Consider the following 21,410-nt stretch of genomic DNA (forward strand, 5'->3'; position numbering starts at 1 on the left):
GTGAAGGATTATGTGTAAAACTCTGTGAACAGGGCGCACTAAAAGATATTGACGGTGAACTAGTTTTAGTCCCAGAAAACTGTGATGACTGTGATTTATGCATTCAAAACTGCCCAAATCAAGCCATAAGCAAAGGATGATACCATGAGCTCTGTGGAAAGAGAGGGAAAGGAAATACGTTCCCTCACCCATAAGAATGAGAAATGCGTAGGATGCGGAATATGTTCAGATATCTGCCCTACAACCGCAATCAAAATGGGGCCAATACTCCCCATAGCCCGCGGACTAGTTAAAATGGATTTCATCACTATCGATGAAAACGCTTGCTGTCTCTGCGGTTTATGTGCATCATCATGCCCATTCGATGCCCTAGAATTAGATATTAACGGGATCGATACCAAAGAAATGGATAATTATCCATTATGGACCCATGATGCTTCCATCGATTCTGAAACCTGTATCTACTGCGGACGTTGCAGTACTGCCTGTCCCACTGATGCCATATTCCTACAGCGATCCCTGCCGGAAGTGAAGGAACTGGTTCGTGGTGAAACAGAAGTTGATCAGGAAAAATGCATCCAGTGTGGAATATGTGAAGAAATGTGCCCTGCAGAGGCCATCACCATGGATCGAAACGATATCAACTCCAGTAATCCCTCCATTGCCAGTTCAGTTGATATTGATGAATCCAAGTGCATCTACTGTGGCATATGCAGACGTGCCTGTCCGGTTGATGCCATTAAAATCGTTTGTACCACATGTATGGAACGAGATGAAATTGTAAATCCGGAGATCAAAGGAGACATAATCCTGGACGAGGACACCTGCATAAAATGTGGATGGTGCCAGGAAGTGTGCCCAGTTGATGCTGCAGAAGTTACCAAGCCCTTTGAAGGAGAAATCTTCCTTCGGGATGATTTCACCTGTAAGGGTGATTCTTGCCATGCCTGTGCCGATGTCTGCCCATGTAACGCCATTAGTATTGTAGAAGGTAAATCTGTTATTAATCCAACTTTCTGCATCCTTTGCGGAGCCTGTACCAAAGCATGCCCACAGCAAGGTATCGTTCTTAAAAGGAAAAACATGAACCTGGAAAATGTTAAATCCAAGGCATGGACCAATAGATTGGCAGACCTTTTAGAGGATTAACCTTAAAATAGCAATATTCCTACATTAAAAAATTCAATTTCTTCCTCCTTTCTTTTTTTTCTTTTTTTAGTCCTTTAAATAGTGGTCTCATTAAATTTCATCCTTTATTAAGTATTGAATAATAAAACAATAAATCCATTTAAATAACCCCACATACTATAAATCAGTTAAAAATAGTCTAAAAATCTATTTCCATATTTTAACATTTTTTATCACATTTTTATCCTGCACTATCATTAAAATTATAAAATAATAGCTTAAATTAAGATTTATACTAATAAATTAGTGAAATCATGGATAAATTATTATTTAATATCCCCCGAGGCCCTTGCGCGCCCAATTAAATTTGTATCCAAAAATAAGTTAAACTATTGAAATGTAATTTTATATAATTCGTTAAATATGGATTATATGATCTTTATTTAAAATAAATAGATCAATTTAAGATTTATTAATTAATTTTTTTTATCGATATGTTTTTATATATAATTCGTTAAATCTTGTTTTACATAACAAAAATTAAATGGAGGTGAAAAAGTGAAAAACACAACTATATTACTAACGCTAGCATTTGTATTCACTTTGACCATTTGTGGAGCAGCATCGGCTGCTGAAAATGAAAGTTATAACTTAGGACAAGCGGCAACGCAGAATGCAATTGCAGACACCCAATTAGGGTTCACTTCTGCCGATGGAACATTGGTAATAACCAATGCTGGTGCAGCAGAACTAAACGGCGACAGTACGGAAGGTGGACAACAAGCAGTGGTTGATACCACCGCACCCTTAAACCCAGACCAACAAGTAACCTATGGTAAAGGAAACCTGGTAGTACTCAACAAACCCAACGATCCCCTGGAATATACATTTGTAACCAAAGAAAACAACGTACTTTTAGCCAAAAAATTCCAGGTAAACTCTGATGGCACTCTAGCTTCAGGTGCTACAATCTACATCTCAGAAAACATGGCCGAATCCAACTGGAACACCATAATAGCCGCGCTGGGTAACAACGCCTTTGACATAGTAGCCATTGCCAACTTGTGGGCCAATGGAGCGCCTAGTGACCTTCTGAAAATTGCGGGTACTAGTGGAGTTTCTGAAGGGCTCTTAACAGGTTATGTATCTTCAAAGAGCTTTTATGAAAATTTCCCATTGACCAACAGCCAGCAATCATACCATGTAATGGTTAGTCCTGGTGCCGGAGACGATGACGTTCCCATGACCATACTGGATGTGGTGCCTTTAAAATGGGTTGGAAGTGGATCATCACAGGTTTACAACTATCAGGCACTCAATAATGGTGACCCCAACGAAAACGTCTACATCATGTGGAATAGGGCCACCAACACCGGTATTTTAGCCCTGATGAAACACAACACTGACCTGTTAAACCAGTTCACAGCACAAACCGGCATAACCGTGGTAAGCGGAAGTTTAAGCGAACTAAAATACATGTCCTGGCTCTTTGCCAAGATGAAAACTGATCCAGCTTCACTGGTTACCGTGGATAAGCTAGCCACCATCAACAAAGCCGATTTCGATTACTTGTGGGGTACAGCCGTAATCGACCCCAATGACCCTACCAAGACCAATGTGATCTTCAACCCAGGTCATGGGTTTGACAAGGCATACATCAACAATCTCCCTAACTACGCCCATAACTATCAATACCAAAACATTCTACCAATCAACAATTACGCAACAATGGAAGCTATCGGTGCCCAGGCAGCCCAAAAAGCACAGACATTGCTGGGATTCAACAACGGAGATTCCAATCTACTGGTTATAACCTCCGCAGGATACAGTCTTCTGGACAACCAAGGAACACTAGGAGCCTTAGATGGGATTATTAGTGTGACTGGTAGTACTATTGGTAACCTTTTCAGTCTCAAAAGAGGAATATGGACACCTTTATGGTTCTTATTCACACAAAAAGGTGCTAAAGGAGAGTTGAATTCAGTATTACTCCAGTACAATGAGAATACTCAAACTCTGGAAGTATTACCTGTAGTTTATAATGGTGTTTCGTATAATGTTTTCGACATCAGCGGTGCTAATCTAGCAGGTGGATCAGGATCAGCAGGTTGGGATAAATCTGTAGCAGTATACAATGCCTATACCTACAGCATACCAGACTCTGCTCAGCAGGATTATTATCTGGTGAGTTTGACTAACCAGTGGGCCTATGGAATGCCTTATGCCTTCCTAAAATCCGCAATAGGCGGTGGATGTCCCGGTTCTGGACTTACCCAGGGTTACCTCATTGCCGATTATGTGCAAAACAGCTTACCCTTAGGGACCAATGAAGCCTATATCTACCTGGCAATAACCGCACACTGCAAAGAACAGGTCATTATTGACAGTCTAGGATTATCCGCTGCACAGGGAACCTACTACACTACTGGACTGAGATATTCCACTGAAAATAGTGCTGCGGGCATATTTGTGCGATGGAATACTGTAACCAACACTGGTGAAGCAATGCTTCTGGATCTGAACACTGCTATTATTAACCAGTTACAACCAGCCAACAGTAACTACTACAAGACCATGTACTGGGCTGTCTGGTATCTAGACCAGGCTTTCCCTGGTAAAGCATTATACGGTACCGTGCAGACAGCATTCAGCGTGGTCAGGACCATACCCCTAACTCAAAGTGATCTGAGCAACATGGTTGCTGCTGGCGGAGATCCAGCAGATTTCATCAAAAACTTCGTGATACCCACCCCTACACCTACCCCCACTCCAACCCCAGTAACTCCTGGTGGAAATGGACAGGGAAGCAGCCTGGGACAACAGTTATCAGGATTTATTGGCGGATTCACATCTAACAGTGCCCTACAAAGTCAGGGAACATCAGCCAATATTGCCCCGGGTTTACCAATACCCGCAGCCAGCACTGCTACAATTGTAGCCGGTACTGAACCTGCTTCTTCAGATTCCGGATTAATATTCTGGATTTTGGGAGCTTTAATGGTGGCTGTTGCCGCAATAATATTGTACCTGGCCCGTAACACCATTGCTGCCGCAGTCTGGGGATCAGAACGGTTAGGAAAATAAAAATTTCCCAAATTGGAGGAGTATTTTCTCCTCATTCCCTATTTTTTTATAATAATACTAGACATGTTTTCATACATTCCCATACTATCCCGATAACAAGACTCAACTTGAAAGGGGCAAAAAACTGAAAATAAATGGAATAATTTTACATAAGGAGATATAAATGATCCCCCAATATCAAGAAGGGCATCTTAAAATTCTAGAAAAATTCAAGAGTTTTAAAAACCAAGCATTCAAAGTTAAAACCATCACAGATAATTACTTTGTTCTTAAAATATATCTTCCCACTCCAAAAAACTCCAGATCATCAGTTGAAGCTGCCAATTTAAAAAAGTTGGATTTTGAAGGAATTAAGGTTCCTAAGGTATTTTACAAATCCTCTCCCGAGGATTCAGATAATTACTTATTGATCGAATATGTTCCAGGAAAAACCATTTCTCACTTGCTGGAAGAACAAAATTGTGTTGATCCTATAAAAAACCTGAAATTTAAAGAATGTTTGGAAAGTTTAGGGGAGTGGATGGCAGATTTACATGAAATTAAAGGAGTTAATGGTAATGTTTTGAAGGGAGACTGTAATTTACGCAATTTCATCTGGAATGGTTCAGAAATCTATGGTTTAGATTTTGAAGAATCCATAAACGGAGACCCCTGTGAAGATCTAGGAGAAATCTGTTTTTTTCTTCTAACCAACTCTCCCCCATTAACACCCCTTAGACTGGAAATGGTTGACTGGTTCTTGAAGTCATATGAAGAATCTTCAGAGACCAAAATTAGGAATATATCTGATTTTATAGCTAAAAGTGCTAGAAAAGCCTATAAAAGACGTCTGAAATTTAATAGGAGATAAATTATACAAAAAAAGGAAGAAAAATCTAATTAATTTAAATTGGATCGAAGGTCCCCTGAATCAACTGGTTATTCTTTGCCAATCATCACTTCAGTGGCTTTAATAATTGCCACCACTTCATCTCCAACTTTAATGTTTAGATCTTTCACAGATTCTTTGGTTATCACTGCTGTAATCTCTGCTGGAGCCTCTATTTTTATTTTTACATTGGCTGTGATTGGTCCTTCCTCAACTTTCTCTACTTTTCCTTTCAAACCGTTTCTAGCGCTTATTTTCATGATTTTACCCCACAAATTTTCTTTACTCATACTTTATTTTGTAAACACCAACAAATATAATTTATGATCTTTCTCTATAAATTATATTAAATTTCCCCATTATGGTGATTGATAACTAATTAACTACTTAAACAGAATTTGCCCACCCTATGAATCCTCTATAACCAAATATTATTAAAACTTGAACTATGAAATATAAGAAACAAGTTTTCGATATGGTTATATATACAGATCGATATACTAATTATTCAATCATTAGAGGAGATTAAAATGGAACGAAATACAAAAATAGCATTGCTAGCAGTTATAATTATTGCAATTGTAGCAATAGCCGGTCTTGTTTTCAGTGGATTTGGTCAGGAGCAAACCCTTAAGATTGCTACCACCACCAGCCTGGAAGACACCGGTTTATTGCCTGTTTTAGAAGCAGCTTTTGAAAAACAAAATCCCAATATTGATGTGCAGTTTATTGCAGCCGGTACTGGGCAGGCTCTTGAATATGGGAAAAAGGGTGATGTGGATCTGGTAATGGTTCACTCCAAAACCCAGGAACAGAAGTTCATAAATGAGAGTTACGGTACCCAGCGTTATGTGTTCGCCTACAATTACTTCTACATTGTAGGTCCAGCAAGTGACCCAGCCCAGATCAATGGAACCAATGCTACTGAAGCATTCTCCAAGATCAGCGCTGCTGGCGCAGCAAATCCTACCACGGTTCAATTCGTGTCCAGAGGAGATAATTCAGGAACCCATAACAGGGAAGTGCAGCTCTGGAACAAAACCGGTGCTGACTACAACACCACCATTCAGGGACAGAGTTGGTACATAGAATCTGGTAAAGGAATGGGAGACACCTTAAACCTGGCCAATGAAAAATCGGCCTACACATTATCCGATTCAGGTACCTATCTAGCATACAAAGGTAACATAACTTTGGTGCCATTCGTTACCCAGGGTAAAGACTTGCTGAACATCTATTCCATGATACCTGTGAACCCTGAGAAGTTCTCCAATGTGAACTACAACGCATCAATGAAGTGGGTAGACTTTGTGCTTTCAACAGAAGGTCAGACTATTGTCGGTGAGTATGGTAAAGAAAAGTACGGTCAACAGTTATTCATACCACTTGCAAATCAGGCCGAGCCAACGAAATAACCCTGTTGTAAAATAGTTAGTTTTTTATTTAGGGGAAATCTTAATCCCCTATATGATTCTTTTTTTGGTGGTTAAGTGAACGAGATCATAAATGCATTTTTCGAAGCCATGCACTTGCTGGTTACTTTGGACCCTGAAGTCATAGAAATAACCCTCAGAACACTCTACATCTCCATAACTTCCACGGTTATAGCTGCTGTAATTGCAGTTCCCGTAGGTGGATACATACACTTCAGAAAGTTTCGGGGAAAAAGAACCATTATAAATATTATACAGACTCTTTACAGCATGCCCACTGTTCTGGTAGGTCTGCTGGTTTTTCTGTTAATATCCAGTCAGGGACCGTTAGGCAATTTAGAACTTCTTTTTACACCGGGAGGGATGATAATTGGTCAGACGATACTTGTCCTCCCTATTATAACTGGTTTTACCATTTTGGCATTAAGTGGTGTTAAAGACGAAATAAGAGATTTGTCCCTATCCCTCGGTGCCAGTGAATTTCAGGCTATTCAAACCATTATGAGTGAAGCCAAATACGCCCTTCTGGGAGCTATTATCTTGGGATTTGGCCGGGCCATATCTGAGGTGGGAGTAGCAATGATGATAGGGGGAAATATCAGGGGTTACACCCGAGTTATAACCACCACCATGTCCCTGGAAACATCCAAAGGTAATGTAGAACTCTCCATAGCCCTGGGAATCATCTTACTCATGATTGCTCTAATAATAAATCTGGTGTTAAACTACGTCCAGGAGAAATAACATGAATCTGCTGGAAATTCAGAATTTATCAAAAAAATACGACGGAAAAAACGTCCTCCAAGATATTAACCTTTATTTAAAAAAAGGGACCACTTTAGGACTCATAGGTCCTACAGGATGCGGTAAAACCACCCTTCTACGTATTATTGATCTTATTGAAAAACCTTCATCTGGAAAAATTACCTTCAACAGCCGGGAAATTCCTAAAAATAAAAAGGATCAATTGGATATCAGAAGAAAGATGGGAATGGTCTATCAAAAACCCATCGTCTTTAAGGGAACTGTTTATGACAATATATGCTATGGATTAAAGATCAGAGGGGAAAACAAGGATTCATATCAGGATAAAATTCAATATCTTCTGGAATCACTTGGTCTGGGCGGTTATGAAAAAAGGGACGCATCCACTCTTTCCGGGGGTGAAACCCAGAGAATGGCCCTGGCCCGAGCCCTGGTCACTGACCCTGATCTTCTACTTTTAGATGAACCCACCGCCAACCTGGATCCCCAATCCACTGAGAAAATTGAGAATTTCATGAAAAAACTGCGTGATGAAAGGAAAACTACCGTCATCCTAGCCACCCATAATTTGATACAGGGTCAGCACCTTTCAGATGAAATCGCCATACTCAATAAGAAAATATTCCAGATTGGAAAGCCAGAAGAAGTTTTCAGGAAACCGAAAAGTAGATTTGTAGCTGAGTTTGTGGGAGTGAGGAATGTGAAGAAGGGAATCTCTCGCAGAGTAGAAGATAGCCTTACTCTGATCGATACTGGAACTATAAATGTTTATTCTTCATCAATGATGGAAGGAGATGTTTATATGAGCATAAGGCCAGAAGACATAACCATTTCCAGATCAAAAGTACAAACCAGTGCTCTTAACGAATTTAATGGTGAAATTAAAGAAATTAAGGATTCTGGAGGTATTTTAGATCTTAGAATTGATGTGGGAGAGGTTTTCTCGGTTTATATAACTCGAAAATCATTCACAGATATGCAACTGACCATAGGTTCTAGAGTCTGGTTAGAATTTAAGGCATCAGCAGTGAATGTTTTTAAGGTTTAAACTGCCAAAAATTATAGGAAATAACATAATTAAAGAAGAAATTAATTATTAGTTTAATGGGGATATGTGAGTTGAATTAGGAGAATAAAATAAGGAACTAAGAGTAAAATTAAGAAAGAACTGTTTAAAAGATAGGTAATTGGAGTTACTGTTAGTTTCTTTTAACCGCCCTTAGCTCTCCATCAACTTCTTCCACAAAAAGAATTGCCTTCTCATTTACTGGACATGGCTTGACTGATTTGGTTTCTTCATTCCAGATGGTCCCACTGGTCACCCTCCGACCATCTAGGGTGTAAATATCATCAATACCCGCATTTATCAAAGCCGAGACTGTTTGTGGTCCAATTAATTCTCTTATACTTCCAATCTGCAAAAACCGACCATCATTAGAGGTTAAAGCCAGACCCAATCCTGCCATTGAACCAATTACACCATCCTCTGTTCCCCCCAAGCCTTCCAAACGTATTTTAAGATTTTTAGCCAGGGTTCGAGCTTTTTCCTGGGTTAAAACCAGTTGCTGAGCGTCTTTTCCAAATGCGATTAGGGATGGTTTTATCTGCTCATGATTTGCCACCGATAACCCCGGGTCACTACCGTCTATGAAGTCATCGAGCATTTCTTCTCGTGCTATCTCGAAAATATCATCCAGGTGTTCATAACCATCCATGTTGATGTGGATAACTCCACAGCTGTTGTGGGAAGTGTAAGGGATGTCAGGGTGGACATATAACTGGTGCCTGGTAACTCCCCTTACCGGATAAGTTTTTGCCAGTTCTTCTGCAACTGCTCTGGCCAGTCTCCCGGTACCTCGTGAGTTGAGATTGTCGGTATCATCCATGCATACAAATATTGTCATTGTCTGAGGCTCCTTTAGGTTTACTAAGATTTATTTGTCTAAATTAAGGGATATTACCCTTAATTTGCATTATTAAATCAACCATTCGTGATTAATATCATCTTTCCGGTTTGGGGATCTCTATACACGTTTCCCAAATCTTCATATCCTGTGGTACCACTGGATCCTACAGTTGGGGTTTCGTTGAGCTCCTGACCCATTTCCAGTTGAACGCTTTTTTTTATTGCCTGAGAAAGTTCTGATCTCTCCTGGGTAGACATGTCACTGAACACCACACTCTGCAGACCCATGGACATTATACTGAATATTAAAAATCCCACTGCCAGTACCAGCATGCAGTCCACCATGTTCACTGCGTAGATCATGGGATCGATCTCTTCATCACTGGATAGTAATTCCTTCCTGCGTTTGCGCATTTTCTGCTTTATCATTTCAAAATCTCCAGGATGGTATCTGCCAGGGTTTCCAGATTGGATATTTCCTCCTCGTACCAGCGGCGCCTTATTTTGGATATAGTAAATGCTATGGCTGCGGCAGCCATACCCAGTACTGCAGCATCGAATGCTATTAAAAGGTGATTGGCCAGGCTTTGAATGTCTCCTTCACCCAGAGCAGTGAGTCCCGGGCCCAGTGGGATCAGAGTTCCCATTAACCCCACTGCAGGGGAGATTTTAGCGATAATATCGGTTCTTTCCAATCTTTTTGCCGATTTTATGCCCTCATCCTCTACCATTTTAAGGGCCAGTGACTCTCTGAATTCTGGACTTTGATTGGAACTTTCTACCAGAGTTATCAGAACTTCTTTATGAGTGAGTGGAAGTTGACCTGTTTTAATTATTTTAATTATCTCATCAGAGTTTCTGTGATTCTTTACTGACAAAAACTGGGTAATTAACTGTTTAACATCGTAGTTAAGTTTTCTTCGCCTGTAATACTCAGATAAAAGAATCCCTAGGTTAACCAGAGCATATATAAAGAATATTGCCAGAACTGCCATTACTGGTATCAAGAGACTCTGGGAAATGGCGTGCATTGAACTGTTGAACATATCATAAAAGGAAGTCACACTGGATCACCTGTTGTGTTACATGTATGTTATCACGGTACTGTTTTAATCTAATCTAGTTTATATGAAATTCACGTTTGTGGAAAATCAAGGTTTATTATTCTTTTCATTGTTTCCTTTTGTTTCCGTATAAGTATCCCAATAGGATCACGGCCACGAGCAAAAGTGCTGCTAGACCATAAAGCATGTCCTGTGGATCTGCTTCAGTTGGAGCAGTACTGTTGAATACTTCGTAAGCCTGTCCATTATTTCCCCCACCTCCACCTGTAAGGGCAGATAGGTCAAGACCAGTGCCAGTTCCATTACCTACCCCACTACCACTACCATTGCCTGTTCCGTCACCGGGACCATTTCCAGGGCCACCTGCAGATACTGGTGGATCCTCAGGAGGATCTTCTGGTTCGGATTCTGGTTCAATAGTTATGGTAGCACTTCTAGAATTGGGAACTTCCCCTGAGGCTATTAAATCCTCGCCTGTTCCTTCAAGCATTAGTGTCTGAAAACTTGTTGTGCCGGTTATAGATTCGCCTGCTGCTTCGGGGAGTACTTTGAGGGTTATGATCAGAGTCTTCAAGTGGCCCCTTTCATCATGCCTCATCCTATTTACATTCCATATCCCACTACCAGGATCATAATTTTGTAGTGTTTTATCAGGGACAACATGGGAGACGTATTGCATTCCTGATGGTATTGGGGCATAGACTTCCACCGGATACCAGCTGTCCAATCCTTCATTACTTGCAGTTACCGTCATGGTGACTGTATCCCCCACACTTGCCGTGGTTTGGTCGAACTCAATGGATAAGTATCCGCTAAACTGGGCGAATGCAAATCCCATACTCGATGATACAATAACAAGCAGGACCATTACTGAAATAATAGGTTTTATGAATCTCATCTTATTCCTTATTCCACACTGTTTTCTCTGGTATATCCTATTTTTAAGGTTTGAATCGTAAATCTTGAGTTTAAAACGGATTCATTAAATTTTGGTTCAGTTGATTATGGGAATGTTGGATACACTCCATGCTTTGACAGTTACTGTGGTTGGTAATGTTCCCTTATTTTTGTAGCTGGTTAGTATTCTACTGTAGAGATAAATTTGTGACTGGTAACTGATTTGCCCCAAGCCCATTAGACCATAGGGTGGTGCCTGGTAGTTCTCCGCCATGTACTGCGCAATTCTATTAGCGAAATCCACATAAGTACCAACAGTAAGCGCCCCAGCATTCAAACTTTCAGTGCTACTGGCAGGCAGCGAATAACTCCCCACAGTTAGAGTGGTATTTGTTGGTTTACCACTATTAAGAAGGTTAGTTGCACTGGTAGCCAAAAATAGGAACTGCGCCATGTTTATACTTTTTGTTCCTATAGTTACCGTGCCCGGCAAGGCCTTATTACTTTCAATCTGCGCTTTAACCGTACTCGCAGCATCCAACACCTGGGCAATAGTATAAGTTCCAGAAATAACCTCAGTAATAGGTATGTTACCAGCACTCCAAGACTTGACAGTTGCCATAGTTGGTAATAGGCCATTACTTGAATAACTGGATAGTACTCTGCTATAGAGATAAATTTGTGACTGATAACTGATTTGCCCCAAGCCAATCAAACCATAGGGTGGTGCCTGGTTGTTCTCTGCTATGTGATGCGCAATTCTGCTGGCGAAATCCGTGTAGGTATTTGTGGTCAGTGCTCCTGTTTTCAGGCTTTCGCTGCTAGTAGTGGGTAGTGAGTAACTTCCCACCGAAATGGTGGTTGATATGCTTTGACCGTTGTTGAGTGCTACAGTGGCAGAAGTTGCTAGGTATAGGAATTGTGCCATATTAACCACATGACCACCAACAGTCACCGTACTTGGTAAGGATTTGTTGGCCTCAATATAAGCTTTCACTATATTCGCAGCATTCACAATATCATTAACAGTAACCGAGACCACTACTGGTTCAATGATAGGAATATTACCCGAACTCCATGATTTCACAGTAACAACAGCAGGTAGCACACCATTAGCACCATAACTACTCAACACCCGACTGTAAAGATAAATCTGAGATTTATAGCCAATTTGTCCCAGTCCGATTAAACCATAAAGGGGAACTTCATTATTACTCTTAATGTGACCTGCAATGCGGTCAGCGAAATTAACATAATCCGCCAAGCTCATGGTACCAGTGTTTAAATTTTCATAACTACCACTTGGCAATGAATAGTCACCCAGAACCAGGGAAACACTGTTTGCACCACCATTAAAGGCAATTGTAGCTTTTGTGGCCAGATAGAGGAACTGTGCCATGTTCAAGCTCACCCCACCCACAGTCACCTTGGCTGGTAAAGATTTATTGGCCTCAATATAGGCCTTCACAGTATTTGCAGCGGCAACAATGTCATTTTTGGTTAAATTAAGGGGGATTATACTGTAAGTTTCAGTGTATATTGATCCCCAGTTGTTTGCTGAGTCTATTGCTGCGAATTTTAGGATGGTTGTATTGCTTATTGTAATCGGGTTGGTATATTTGATTTTGGTGCTGCTTGTTCTTGGGTCTGAGCCATCTGTAGTGTAGTATAGGGTTGTTCCTACATTGGAGGTGAGAGTGACTTTTTGAGTCATGTTATAAACTCCACCGCTGGGGGTGGCACTGGCAGTGAATGGTACTAGATATGCGTATCCCATACGAGAGTTGGCAGACATGTAACTGACATATGGAACTCCCAGGGAGTTGCAGGTGAGGGAAAGCCAATGTCCCGCACCATCGAGAGTGTTCACGTTGTTGATGATCCAGGTTGAACCTTCTTTGTAGGCGTATTTCAGGTTGCTGGTTAGAACATTTTGGTAGACTATTCTGGGATTACCAGCTGGATCCAGGATTAGTTTGCTGGCTAATGAGTCTAAATTATCCACTACTTCTATTATCCATTGTGTTTCACTATAGTATGCGTATTTCAAAGCCCCACCGTTGAGCTTTGCATTGTAGCTTATATGAGGAGCTCCCAGTGAATCTATTACCAGAGAACACCACACTCCCACATCCCCTGAGTCATCTACTGTTTCAATCTGCCAAATACCGGTTGGTGTTCTTTTGGCATATTTGAGGATACCCGTGGTTGAACTGAAATAGTCATAAAAGGCTATTCTGGGGTTTCCATTGGGGTTTAGTGCCAGGGAATTCCAGTGCCCACCAGTTGGGGTGGGTGTGACGTTTTCTATTACCCAGGTTGTGCCGTTGAGGTAGGTATATTTAAGTCTTTCTTCGGTGTTTTCGAAATAGCTTATTTGAGGTTTATCCTGGTATAAAACCAGGTTAACATATGAAACATCAATATTGGTTACTATATCAAAGAAATGCCATCCATTGGCATCTTTATAAGCGTATTTGAGTTTGTCTGGAGTGCTTTGACTGTAAGCGATGTGGGGGTTACCAGATGAATCCAGTACCAGTGATACATAGTATCCTGAACCGGATTTGGTTGATTCCAGGGTTTCAATATGCCAGGTGTTCCCGGTCCAGTAGGCATATTTTAGTTCAGGGTATTCAGTTGCAGAGTCTGCTTTCTGATAGTATACAATGTGAGGTTTACCTGATGCATCCACAGCAATTGAGTTATACATGCTGTTGGTGTCCAGGAGGGTGCTGACCCATGTTCCGCTTGCTCCTGGTTTGTCCAGTATGTAGGTCCTGGTGGTGATGTTTGAAAGGTGTCCTGCAGCGTCGACTGCGATGAATTTGAGAAGGGTGGTTCCCACCATGTTGATAGGTATGGTTCCGGTGTAGAGTGTGCTGCTGGTGGTGGGATCGACTCCGTTGAGTGTGTAATATATTTTTGGATGGAGATCCAGGTCATCAACTGCACTCAATTTCACAACCTGATCACTGTCATAGACGCCGTTAGGTAAATCAGCAGATGCCACTGGTGCTTTGACATCTATTAACTTATAGGTTTCAGTGTAAATTGGACTCCAGTTACCTGCAGCATCTAGGGCTGCGAACTTCAAAATAATGTTGCCCAGTCCATTTATAGTTATGGGACCCGTGTAACGGGTGCTGCTGGAGGTGGGCTTGGTTCCATCTTTAGTGTAATATATGGTGGCGTTGGGGTCCAGGTTGTCAGTGGAAGTTAGGGTTACACTTTGAGCTGTGTTAAATGTACCCCCAGTGGGGTTGGCCGTGGCTTTAGGGGCTGTCTTGTCAATAGTGTAATTAAGGGTAGTGATTGGGGAAATGTTTCCTGATGCGTCAACTGCAATGAATTTCAGGGTGGTTTTTCCTTCTTTAGAGATGATGATTGGTCCGGTGTAGAGTGTGCTGCTGGTGATGGGGTTATTTCCATTTAGAGTGTAGTATATTTTTGGGTTGGGATCAAGGTCATCGGTGGCAGTTAAATTTACTGATATACTGGTATTGTAGGCACCACTGGGTAAGTTAGCAGAGGCTGTTGGGACTACAATGTCACTGTCACTGGTGGTGATGGTCATGGTTTTTTCAGAACTGCCCACAGAATTAGTGACAGTTAACTTGACATTGTAGGTTCCAGGAGTATTGTAGGTCCAGTTTGGGTTTTGTTCGGTACTATCCACAACACCATCACCATTAAAATCCCAAGCGTAAGTTAATGGTTTAGTTCCAGTTGACTGGTCAGTGAATTGAACCGTCAGAGGTACTGTGCCTTTGGTGGGGTTAGCAGTGAAATCTGATTCCGGGGTACTGACCACACCGTTTACATAGTATCCAGAAGATCCGGTACCACCTACTCGATTTACCCATCGAACACCTTCGCCCTGTTTTGAACTCTGACAGTAGGCATAGGCACCGAATGCTGCCAGGGATCCTTCAGGGAGGTTGAAAAATTCATAGGTGATCTTGATCATTCCATTATCAATAAATGCGTAGTCCGGGTACAGGCTTCGAGTATTGGGTCCGATGAAACCCGCCCATAAATCGATGAACATGATGTTAAAGGTGTTGGTCAGGTTATATACATCCTGGCCTTCATAAATAGGGTAATTACTGGCAGGGCAAGGTTTCCATGTCTGGAGACCATATAAGAAATCTTCTTTGGTAAATGTTTCATTAACTGTCCCTATCACGTAGGTCATGTTAGCAGGGTTAGGGTGCAGATTATAATCCAGAGGAGCCCACTGGTATCCGCTGGCAGTTATGATAACGTAAAAATTATCAGGAATTGTGCCATTTATGGCAATCATTAATATACCGTTATCATTCCATCCCCTTCCCCCGGTGTCGCTCATGTAGAAAACACCAGATGATGAGTTGGTGAAAACCACACCCCCAGCATCAGTGCTGTTATTGGAAGAGAGGTGCAAAGCGTTCTGACCCTGCTGTGCACTTTGACTGGATGAATTGAAGAAATTGTAAGTGTTGTTCAGGCCAGTGATATTTTCGTTGGCATTATACCGCGCCCCATCATCGTTGGATACTGTTAAATTTTGATCCATAGATGACGAGATAACTGTTTGATCAGCAGTTGCACTTCCACAGATAATTAGAGCCATAAAACACGTGATTGCCAGAAACATTACATAATTCTTTCCCAATTTTCATCCGCTCCATTTGTAAATAAACATTATTAACACTACTTCGACACGTCAAAGTTTACAATTCAGATATATATAAGACTTTCTAAGATATTTTCTAAGAATATTAATACTCTACCTATGACAGTATTCCGGACATTTTTTTAAAAATAAGAATTAATACAACATTTAATCTAAATTATGCTAAAATGATTAATTAAAACTATTTAAGCTAATGTATAGTTAGAGTATTTCAATATGTTTATTAAACCATCTCGCGTAAGTTAGAATAATCTCATAAAACTAGTTCTACTAAGGGGTAACATGAAGGATCAAAAAATCAAGGCAGTGGCCATAATTGGAGTTATAATTATTGTTAGTGTGATTGGAATTTACATCTTTTCTTCTGGCTTTAACCTATCCGGCGAGACCACAGATATGATGGGGAGAAGTATTGCTGTGCCTGATGAAATCAATAAAACCTACGCCATGTCGGAATCCATCACTGTGCCCCTTTACATGCTCGCCCCAGATAAGATGATTGCCTGGAATTCTAACCGAACCTCGTCAGAAAACCGCTACCTATCTTCCCAGTACCAAAATCTCCCTATTTTAAAAGGAGGTAAGCAAAATGCAGACTATGATGCCATCATAGCCCAGAATCCAGATGTGGTATTTGTGGGTCATGGGGAGGATAAGGAAACTGTCAACAAAATCCAGGAAAAATTTGGCCAGATCCCGGTTCTGGATGTGGAAGGAGATAACAATCTCACCGATATCGTGCCCTCCCTTAAATTCATGGGAAAAGTTTTAGGAGAAGAGAATAAATCCAATGAACTGGTTAGTTTCTACAACAATGTTTCAGGTAAGGTTAAAAACACAGTTTCAAGTATTCCGGAATCTGAGAAAAAGAAAGTTTACTATGCCAAGGGTGAAAATGGTTTAAGCACTTTTGCACCGGGTTCTCCTCAGGTTCAACTTATAACCATTTGTGGTGGGGTGAATGTGGTACAGTCCCCGGCAAGTAAGGGAGGTATGGGAGTTTCCATGGAACTGGTTTCCCAATGGAATCCAGATGTCATCATCACCAGTGATTCACAGTTCTACCAAAACGTTTACACCAACCAGTCCTGGCAGAATGTGAATGCAGTGAAAAACAAGCAAGTATACTTGGCACCACAATCCCCCTTTAACTGGTTTGAAAACCCACCCGGGGCCAACACCATTATTGGAATACCATGGACTGCCAAAGTAATTTATCCTGATAAATTCAGTGATATGGATCTTAAAAACCTCACCAAAGAATTTTACAGTGCATTCTACCATTATAATTTAACTGATGGGGAAGTGTCGGATATACTGAGCTCTTCAGGGTTAACACAATTTTAATTGAATTTATAATTAGAATTAAATTTTTCTTTTAAATAAATTCGATACGTATATATATGTATATCGATTATTTGTTATCCATGGATCCCATGATTAGATCTATTAAATGGCTAAAAGGGGGAGGATAAAAAAGGATTAATTTTTGTAATTAACGGACTATTGCCTTAAATTGAGTATTAATTGATAATAGCTTGATTAAAATAAAAATGGAGGTTAAAATGGGAAAAACTAAACGAATATCTATTCTGCTCATGATTGGTGTGATTTTATGCATATCCACCGTGAGTACAGTTGCCGCCGAGGATAACAGTAATATGGCTGTTATTTCCCCTAATAGAGATGTTAATCTTTCAGTATCCAATGATAATGGAACAAGGTTCGATAACAATGGGAACGATAGCTACAATTTCTTCAACACCCTGCAAGGTTCTTCACAGGGAATGAACGAACTGCACATAACCAATGATAGTGGTAATGCTTATGGTAGCGTGGTATCATCCAATGATACATCAGGAACATTTTATGTGAGTAATACTGGTGGCCGTGGTTGGAATGATGCAGGGATAATTATGGTAGCCATCAATGGAACCATACGGGATAACTTCGCCTTAACCATAACCACCAGCGGATACACTTGGGTTCCTGTAGATAAAAGTAGTACTCCAGCTTACAGTGCCTTGACTTACAATCTTGTTGCCCTGAACGAAACTTTCTACAAATCTGATTTTATCTACGGACCACAAATCTGGAAGCCCGCTCCTGGACCAAACAATTACAATGTTCCTATTTTCTATGGTCAGGACATGACTAACACAACCAACACATTTAGTATATTGTTCATTGATCTTTACGCAGGCATACTTAAAAGCTCTTTATACAGCGGACTTATGGATAATGGTATGATCAAAGTCCAATACACTATTGTTGGCTTGTCTGGAGGGCAAATGGTTTCATTTAATGTCTATGGATATTCAAATGATTCCAACCAGGGCCAGGGAATACGATGGACCAACCGGATAGTTGACTCTGGAAGTTCAGGATATACAGTAACTGGTACTGATTTCACTGCTCCAACAGTTCAGGCAAGTCCAAATACCGGTACTTACAACACCGTTCAAAGTGTAACCCTAAGTGCCGATGAACCCGCCACCATATACTACACTACCGATGGTTCAGATCCAACCACAAGCAGCAACCAATACACCGCACCAATCAACATCAACACCACAACCACCCTAAAATTCATGGCAATCGACACAGCCGGAAACCAAGGCACAACACAAACCGAAACCTACACCATCGACACCACAGCACCAACAATCCAAGCAAACCCTAGTGGAGGAAATTACAATACCGCACAATCCGTTGTTTTAACAGCTGACGATGAAAGTGCAACCACAATCTACTACACCACCGACGGAACAACACCAACCACCACCAGCACCCAATACACCACACCAATCAACATCAACACCACAACCACCCTAAAATTCATGGCAATCGACACAGCCGGAAACCAGGGAACCGTACAAACCGAAACCTACAACATCGACACCACAGCACCAACAATCCAAGCAAACCCAACCGGCGGTAACTACAACACTGCACAAACCATTACCCTAACACCCAACGAAACAGCCACCATCTACTACACAACCGACGGCACAACACCAACCACCACCAGCACCCAATACACCACACCAATCAACATCAACACCACAACCACCCTAAAATTCATGGCTATCGACACATTCGGAAACCAAGGAACAGTACAAACCGAAACCTACAACATCAAATCCGATGTCTACGTACAAATCACTCCATCCATCACCAACCCCACAGTTGGTGACCAAGTAACCTACACCTTCAAACTAGGAAACAACGGACCCGGAGACGCACATAACATAGTATTCACCTACGTAATACCCGAAGGAGTAGAATACGCAGGCGCAAACGTAGACCAAGGAACAGTAAACTACGACCTAACAACAAGAACACTAACCTGGACAGTAGGAAGCGTAGCAGCCGGAGTTGACCCATACCTATGGCTCAACCTCAACATACAAAGCGCTGGAACATACAACATACTACCAACCGTAACCGTAGCCGGATACAACCCAGGACTAACCAACAACATCGGAACCCTACAAGTAACCGCAGCACCAAAAACAAGTACAGAAAACACAAGCTCACCAACAAACACAGAAACAGTAAATGCAGCAACAACCACGCAAACAATACCAATGAAAACCACCGGAATGCCAATAACAGCACTAATATCAGCACTATTCATGATAGGAAGTGGATTAGCCTTAAGCAGGAAAAATTAAACCCATTTTTTCTTTTTTTATTTCTTTTGAATGCCAATTTTTTTGATTTACTTATTATTAAACCAGTCACTGCAGATTCTATAGAAAACTTAATGTAGGTCATTTGATATCAATCAAAAGTTACTTGTTATTTAATGTTTTTTTTTATTGTTTATATCGTTTTGAAAGCATTGCATCATGTAAGTTGATCATTTAATTCTATATGAGTTTTTATCTTCTAAACCCTCTTGAATGCTTTTAGACTCTATGATCATCTATATATTCTACCAAAAAATGAGATATTTTTCTATTATTATGAAAATAGTTAGAATACTAATGTTTATATGAAGGTTCAACAAATTTGAACCTTGATATGCAAATCTTAACATGTCAATAAAAATAATCGGAGGTGAAAAAAGTGAAAAAACACGCAATACCAATAGTAATCCTATTTTTTGTAGCATTAGCCCTTTGTGGAAGCGCATCCGCAGACAGTGTAAGTGGAACTACGATTTCCAGCCAGTCAGACATGAACACAACGAATCTTTCGTCCAACAGGCACATATTCATCAACATGTCCAACTATGAAGGAGCGAAGTACAACAATGACAGCGCCTATTACGCCGGTCCCAACGGTACCTACTACATTTTAGCAGAGGGAGGGGGACTAAACCAGCTCCACATCACTAACAGTACAGCTAATGCTTACGGACAGGTGAACGTTATCAACGCCACAAGCACATCTTCATCAGGTGTGTTTTACATAACCACCACAGGAGGTAGAGGATACAACGATGATATAATTCTTCTCTTATCAGTGAAGGGACCTATATCAGATGATTTTTCCATAACCATCATTTCAAGTGGTTACAACTGGACACTTACAGGTGCCGCACCCACAACTGACGCTATTAATTACGTAAATGGTGCGGTGAATGAGACTTTCACAAAGTCTGACTTCCAGTACGGACCCCATGTCTACAAACCCGGTCCTGGAACATTAGGAGTATGGTCTCTGCCACTTTACTATGGCCAGAACACCAGCGATCCCTCAACAGCAGAATATCTTATGTTCATCGATCTGTACGTTGGAAACATAAGAACGGCAGCCATAGATAACGGTGCTGTGAAAGTTGAATACACTTTCAACAATCTGAACACAAAAGCTTCATTCAACTCATACGCATGGACAGTAGGTGGAAAAGATGGTGAGGGAATCAGCTGGACAAACAAAGTTATATTGGGAGACGCACAATCTAGCGGTTACACAGTTAACTACTCCCCTGTGACTCCTGTTGCAGATTTCTCAGCCAACACCACATCTGGTAACGCACCTTTAAACGTGCAGTTCACAGACACCAGTAGCAACTACCCAACCTCATGGATATGGGACTTCGGAGACGGCAGCAGCACAAGCACAGAACAAAACCCCACACACACCTACACCAAACCAGGAAACTACACAGTAACTCTCACAGCAATCAACGCAGCAGGAAACAGCACACAAACACTGAACATCACAGCGATAGACGTCATACCACCTACAGTAACCGCAAATCCAGTTGGAGGATTGTTCAACACCACACAAACTATTACACTAACCACCAACGAACCCGCCACCATCTACTACACCACCGACGGCACAACACCAACCAGCAGCAGCACACAATACACCACACCCATAAACATCAACACCACAACCACCCTAAAATTCATGGCAATCGATGCAGCCGGAAACCAAGGAACCGTGCAAACCGAAACCTACACCATCGACACCACAGCACCAACAGTCCAAGCAAACCCTGTCGGAGGAAACTACAACAACACACAAACTATAACCCTAACACCCAATGAAACAGCCACTATTTACTACACCACCGACGGAACAACACCAACCACCACCAGCACACAATACACCGGACCAATCAACA

At 41.2% G+C, this 21,410-nt stretch carries 16 protein-coding genes; 10 read left to right on the plus strand and 6 right to left on the minus strand.

Annotated elements, in window-relative coordinates; genetic code table 11:
* The 4 genes from HY987_RS03565 to HY987_RS03580 all read left to right on the plus strand — a co-directional run.
* Positions 1-140, plus strand: a 140-nt coding sequence (locus HY987_RS03565; RefSeq protein ID WP_292755822.1) for a 4Fe-4S binding protein, incomplete at its 5' end; no start/stop codon positions are given.
* A 4-nt stretch (positions 141-144) separates the two neighbouring features.
* Positions 145-1,149, plus strand: a complete 1,005-nt coding sequence (gene fwdF / locus HY987_RS03570; RefSeq protein ID WP_292755792.1) for a tungsten-dependent formylmethanofuran dehydrogenase subunit FwdF — start codon at positions 145-147, stop codon at positions 1,147-1,149.
* A 537-nt stretch (positions 1,150-1,686) separates the two neighbouring features.
* Positions 1,687-4,212, plus strand: coding sequence for a hypothetical protein (locus HY987_RS03575; RefSeq protein ID WP_292755794.1), 2,526 nt, complete (start codon positions 1,687-1,689; stop codon positions 4,210-4,212).
* 163 nt (positions 4,213-4,375) lie between these two features.
* A complete protein-coding gene (locus HY987_RS03580; protein ID WP_292755796.1) occupies positions 4,376-5,062 on the plus strand; it encodes a phosphotransferase in 687 nt (228 codons plus the stop codon).
* 68 nt (positions 5,063-5,130) lie between these two features.
* Here HY987_RS03580 and HY987_RS03585 read toward each other — a convergent pair whose 3' ends face one another.
* Complete coding sequence (locus tag HY987_RS03585; protein WP_292755798.1) at positions 5,131-5,340, minus strand: TOBE domain-containing protein; 210 nt, start codon at positions 5,338-5,340, stop codon at positions 5,131-5,133.
* Between the two features lie 270 nt (positions 5,341-5,610).
* Between HY987_RS03585 and HY987_RS03590 the strand changes: the two genes are divergently transcribed.
* The 3 genes from HY987_RS03590 (at position 5,611) to HY987_RS03600 (ending at position 8,326) form a co-directional block, all read left to right on the plus strand.
* Positions 5,611-6,495, plus strand: a complete 885-nt coding sequence (locus tag HY987_RS03590; protein ID WP_292755800.1) for a substrate-binding domain-containing protein — start codon at positions 5,611-5,613, stop codon at positions 6,493-6,495.
* A gap of 75 nt (positions 6,496-6,570) precedes the next feature.
* Positions 6,571-7,257 carry an ABC transporter permease gene (locus HY987_RS03595; protein ID WP_292755802.1) on the plus strand — a complete coding sequence of 229 codons (687 nt, stop codon included), beginning with the start codon at positions 6,571-6,573 and terminating at the stop codon, positions 7,255-7,257.
* A 1-nt stretch (position 7,258) separates the two neighbouring features.
* Positions 7,259-8,326, plus strand: a complete 1,068-nt coding sequence (locus tag HY987_RS03600) for an ABC transporter ATP-binding protein (RefSeq protein ID WP_292755804.1) — start codon at positions 7,259-7,261, stop codon at positions 8,324-8,326.
* 151 nt (positions 8,327-8,477) lie between these two features.
* On the opposite strand, the gene HY987_RS03605 is transcribed toward HY987_RS03600, so the two are convergent.
* The 5 genes from HY987_RS03605 to HY987_RS03625 form a co-directional block, all read right to left on the minus strand.
* Positions 8,478-9,182: an ABC transporter substrate-binding protein gene (locus tag HY987_RS03605; RefSeq protein WP_292755806.1), complete on the minus strand. Its 705-nt coding sequence runs from the start codon at positions 9,180-9,182 to the stop codon at positions 8,478-8,480.
* Between the two features lie 77 nt (positions 9,183-9,259).
* Entirely contained in the window at positions 9,260-9,613 is a 354-nt protein-coding gene (locus tag HY987_RS03610) for a DUF2149 domain-containing protein (RefSeq protein WP_292755808.1), read from the minus strand.
* Positions 9,610-10,248, minus strand: a complete 639-nt coding sequence (locus HY987_RS03615; protein ID WP_292755810.1) for a MotA/TolQ/ExbB proton channel family protein — start codon at positions 10,246-10,248, stop codon at positions 9,610-9,612. Before HY987_RS03615 ends, HY987_RS03610 begins: the two co-directional genes overlap by 4 nt.
* Positions 10,249-10,354: 106 nt before the next feature.
* Entirely contained in the window at positions 10,355-11,146 is a 792-nt protein-coding gene (locus HY987_RS03620) for a hypothetical protein (RefSeq protein WP_292755812.1), read from the minus strand.
* 96 nt (positions 11,147-11,242) lie between these two features.
* Positions 11,243-15,802 carry a chitobiase/beta-hexosaminidase C-terminal domain-containing protein gene (locus HY987_RS03625; protein WP_292755814.1) on the minus strand — a complete coding sequence of 1,520 codons (4,560 nt, stop codon included), beginning with the start codon at positions 15,800-15,802 and terminating at the stop codon, positions 11,243-11,245.
* Between the two features lie 303 nt (positions 15,803-16,105).
* On the opposite strand from HY987_RS03625, the gene HY987_RS03630 reads away from it, so the two are divergent.
* From HY987_RS03630 to HY987_RS03640, 3 genes are all read left to right on the plus strand, one after another.
* A complete protein-coding gene (locus tag HY987_RS03630; RefSeq protein WP_292755816.1) occupies positions 16,106-17,170 on the plus strand; it encodes an ABC transporter substrate-binding protein in 1,065 nt (354 codons plus the stop codon).
* Between the two features lie 218 nt (positions 17,171-17,388).
* Positions 17,389-19,500: a chitobiase/beta-hexosaminidase C-terminal domain-containing protein gene (locus HY987_RS03635; RefSeq protein ID WP_292755818.1), complete on the plus strand. Its 2,112-nt coding sequence runs from the start codon at positions 17,389-17,391 to the stop codon at positions 19,498-19,500.
* A gap of 397 nt (positions 19,501-19,897) precedes the next feature.
* Positions 19,898-21,410: chitobiase/beta-hexosaminidase C-terminal domain-containing protein (locus tag HY987_RS03640; RefSeq protein ID WP_292755820.1), on the plus strand; the 1,513-nt coding region annotated here is incomplete at its 3' end.

Source organism: Methanobacterium sp. (assembly GCF_016217785.1).
In the GTDB taxonomy this organism is placed as follows: Archaea; Methanobacteriota; Methanobacteria; order Methanobacteriales; family Methanobacteriaceae; genus Methanobacterium.

What these genes read in the sequence shown, in the direction of transcription:
- HY987_RS03630 (WP_292755816.1), top strand. Translation starts at nt 16,106, where the DNA reads ATGAAGGATCAAAAAATCAAGGCAGTGGCCATAATTGGAGTTATAATT.
- fwdF (WP_292755792.1), top strand. Translation starts at nt 145, where the DNA reads ATGAGCTCTGTGGAAAGAGAGGGAAAGGAAATACGTTCCCTCACCCAT.
- HY987_RS03600 (WP_292755804.1), top strand. Translation starts at nt 7,259, where the DNA reads ATGAATCTGCTGGAAATTCAGAATTTATCAAAAAAATACGACGGAAAA.
- HY987_RS03605 (WP_292755806.1), bottom strand. Translation starts at nt 9,182, where the DNA reads ATGACAATATTTGTATGCATGGATGATACCGACAATCTCAACTCACGA.
- HY987_RS03585 (WP_292755798.1), bottom strand. Translation starts at nt 5,340, where the DNA reads ATGAAAATAAGCGCTAGAAACGGTTTGAAAGGAAAAGTAGAGAAAGTT.
- HY987_RS03580 (WP_292755796.1), top strand. Translation starts at nt 4,376, where the DNA reads ATGATCCCCCAATATCAAGAAGGGCATCTTAAAATTCTAGAAAAATTC.
- HY987_RS03635 (WP_292755818.1), top strand. Translation starts at nt 17,389, where the DNA reads ATGGGAAAAACTAAACGAATATCTATTCTGCTCATGATTGGTGTGATT.
- HY987_RS03610 (WP_292755808.1), bottom strand. Translation starts at nt 9,613, where the DNA reads ATGATAAAGCAGAAAATGCGCAAACGCAGGAAGGAATTACTATCCAGT.
- HY987_RS03590 (WP_292755800.1), top strand. Translation starts at nt 5,611, where the DNA reads ATGGAACGAAATACAAAAATAGCATTGCTAGCAGTTATAATTATTGCA.
- HY987_RS03620 (WP_292755812.1), bottom strand. Translation starts at nt 11,146, where the DNA reads ATGAGATTCATAAAACCTATTATTTCAGTAATGGTCCTGCTTGTTATT.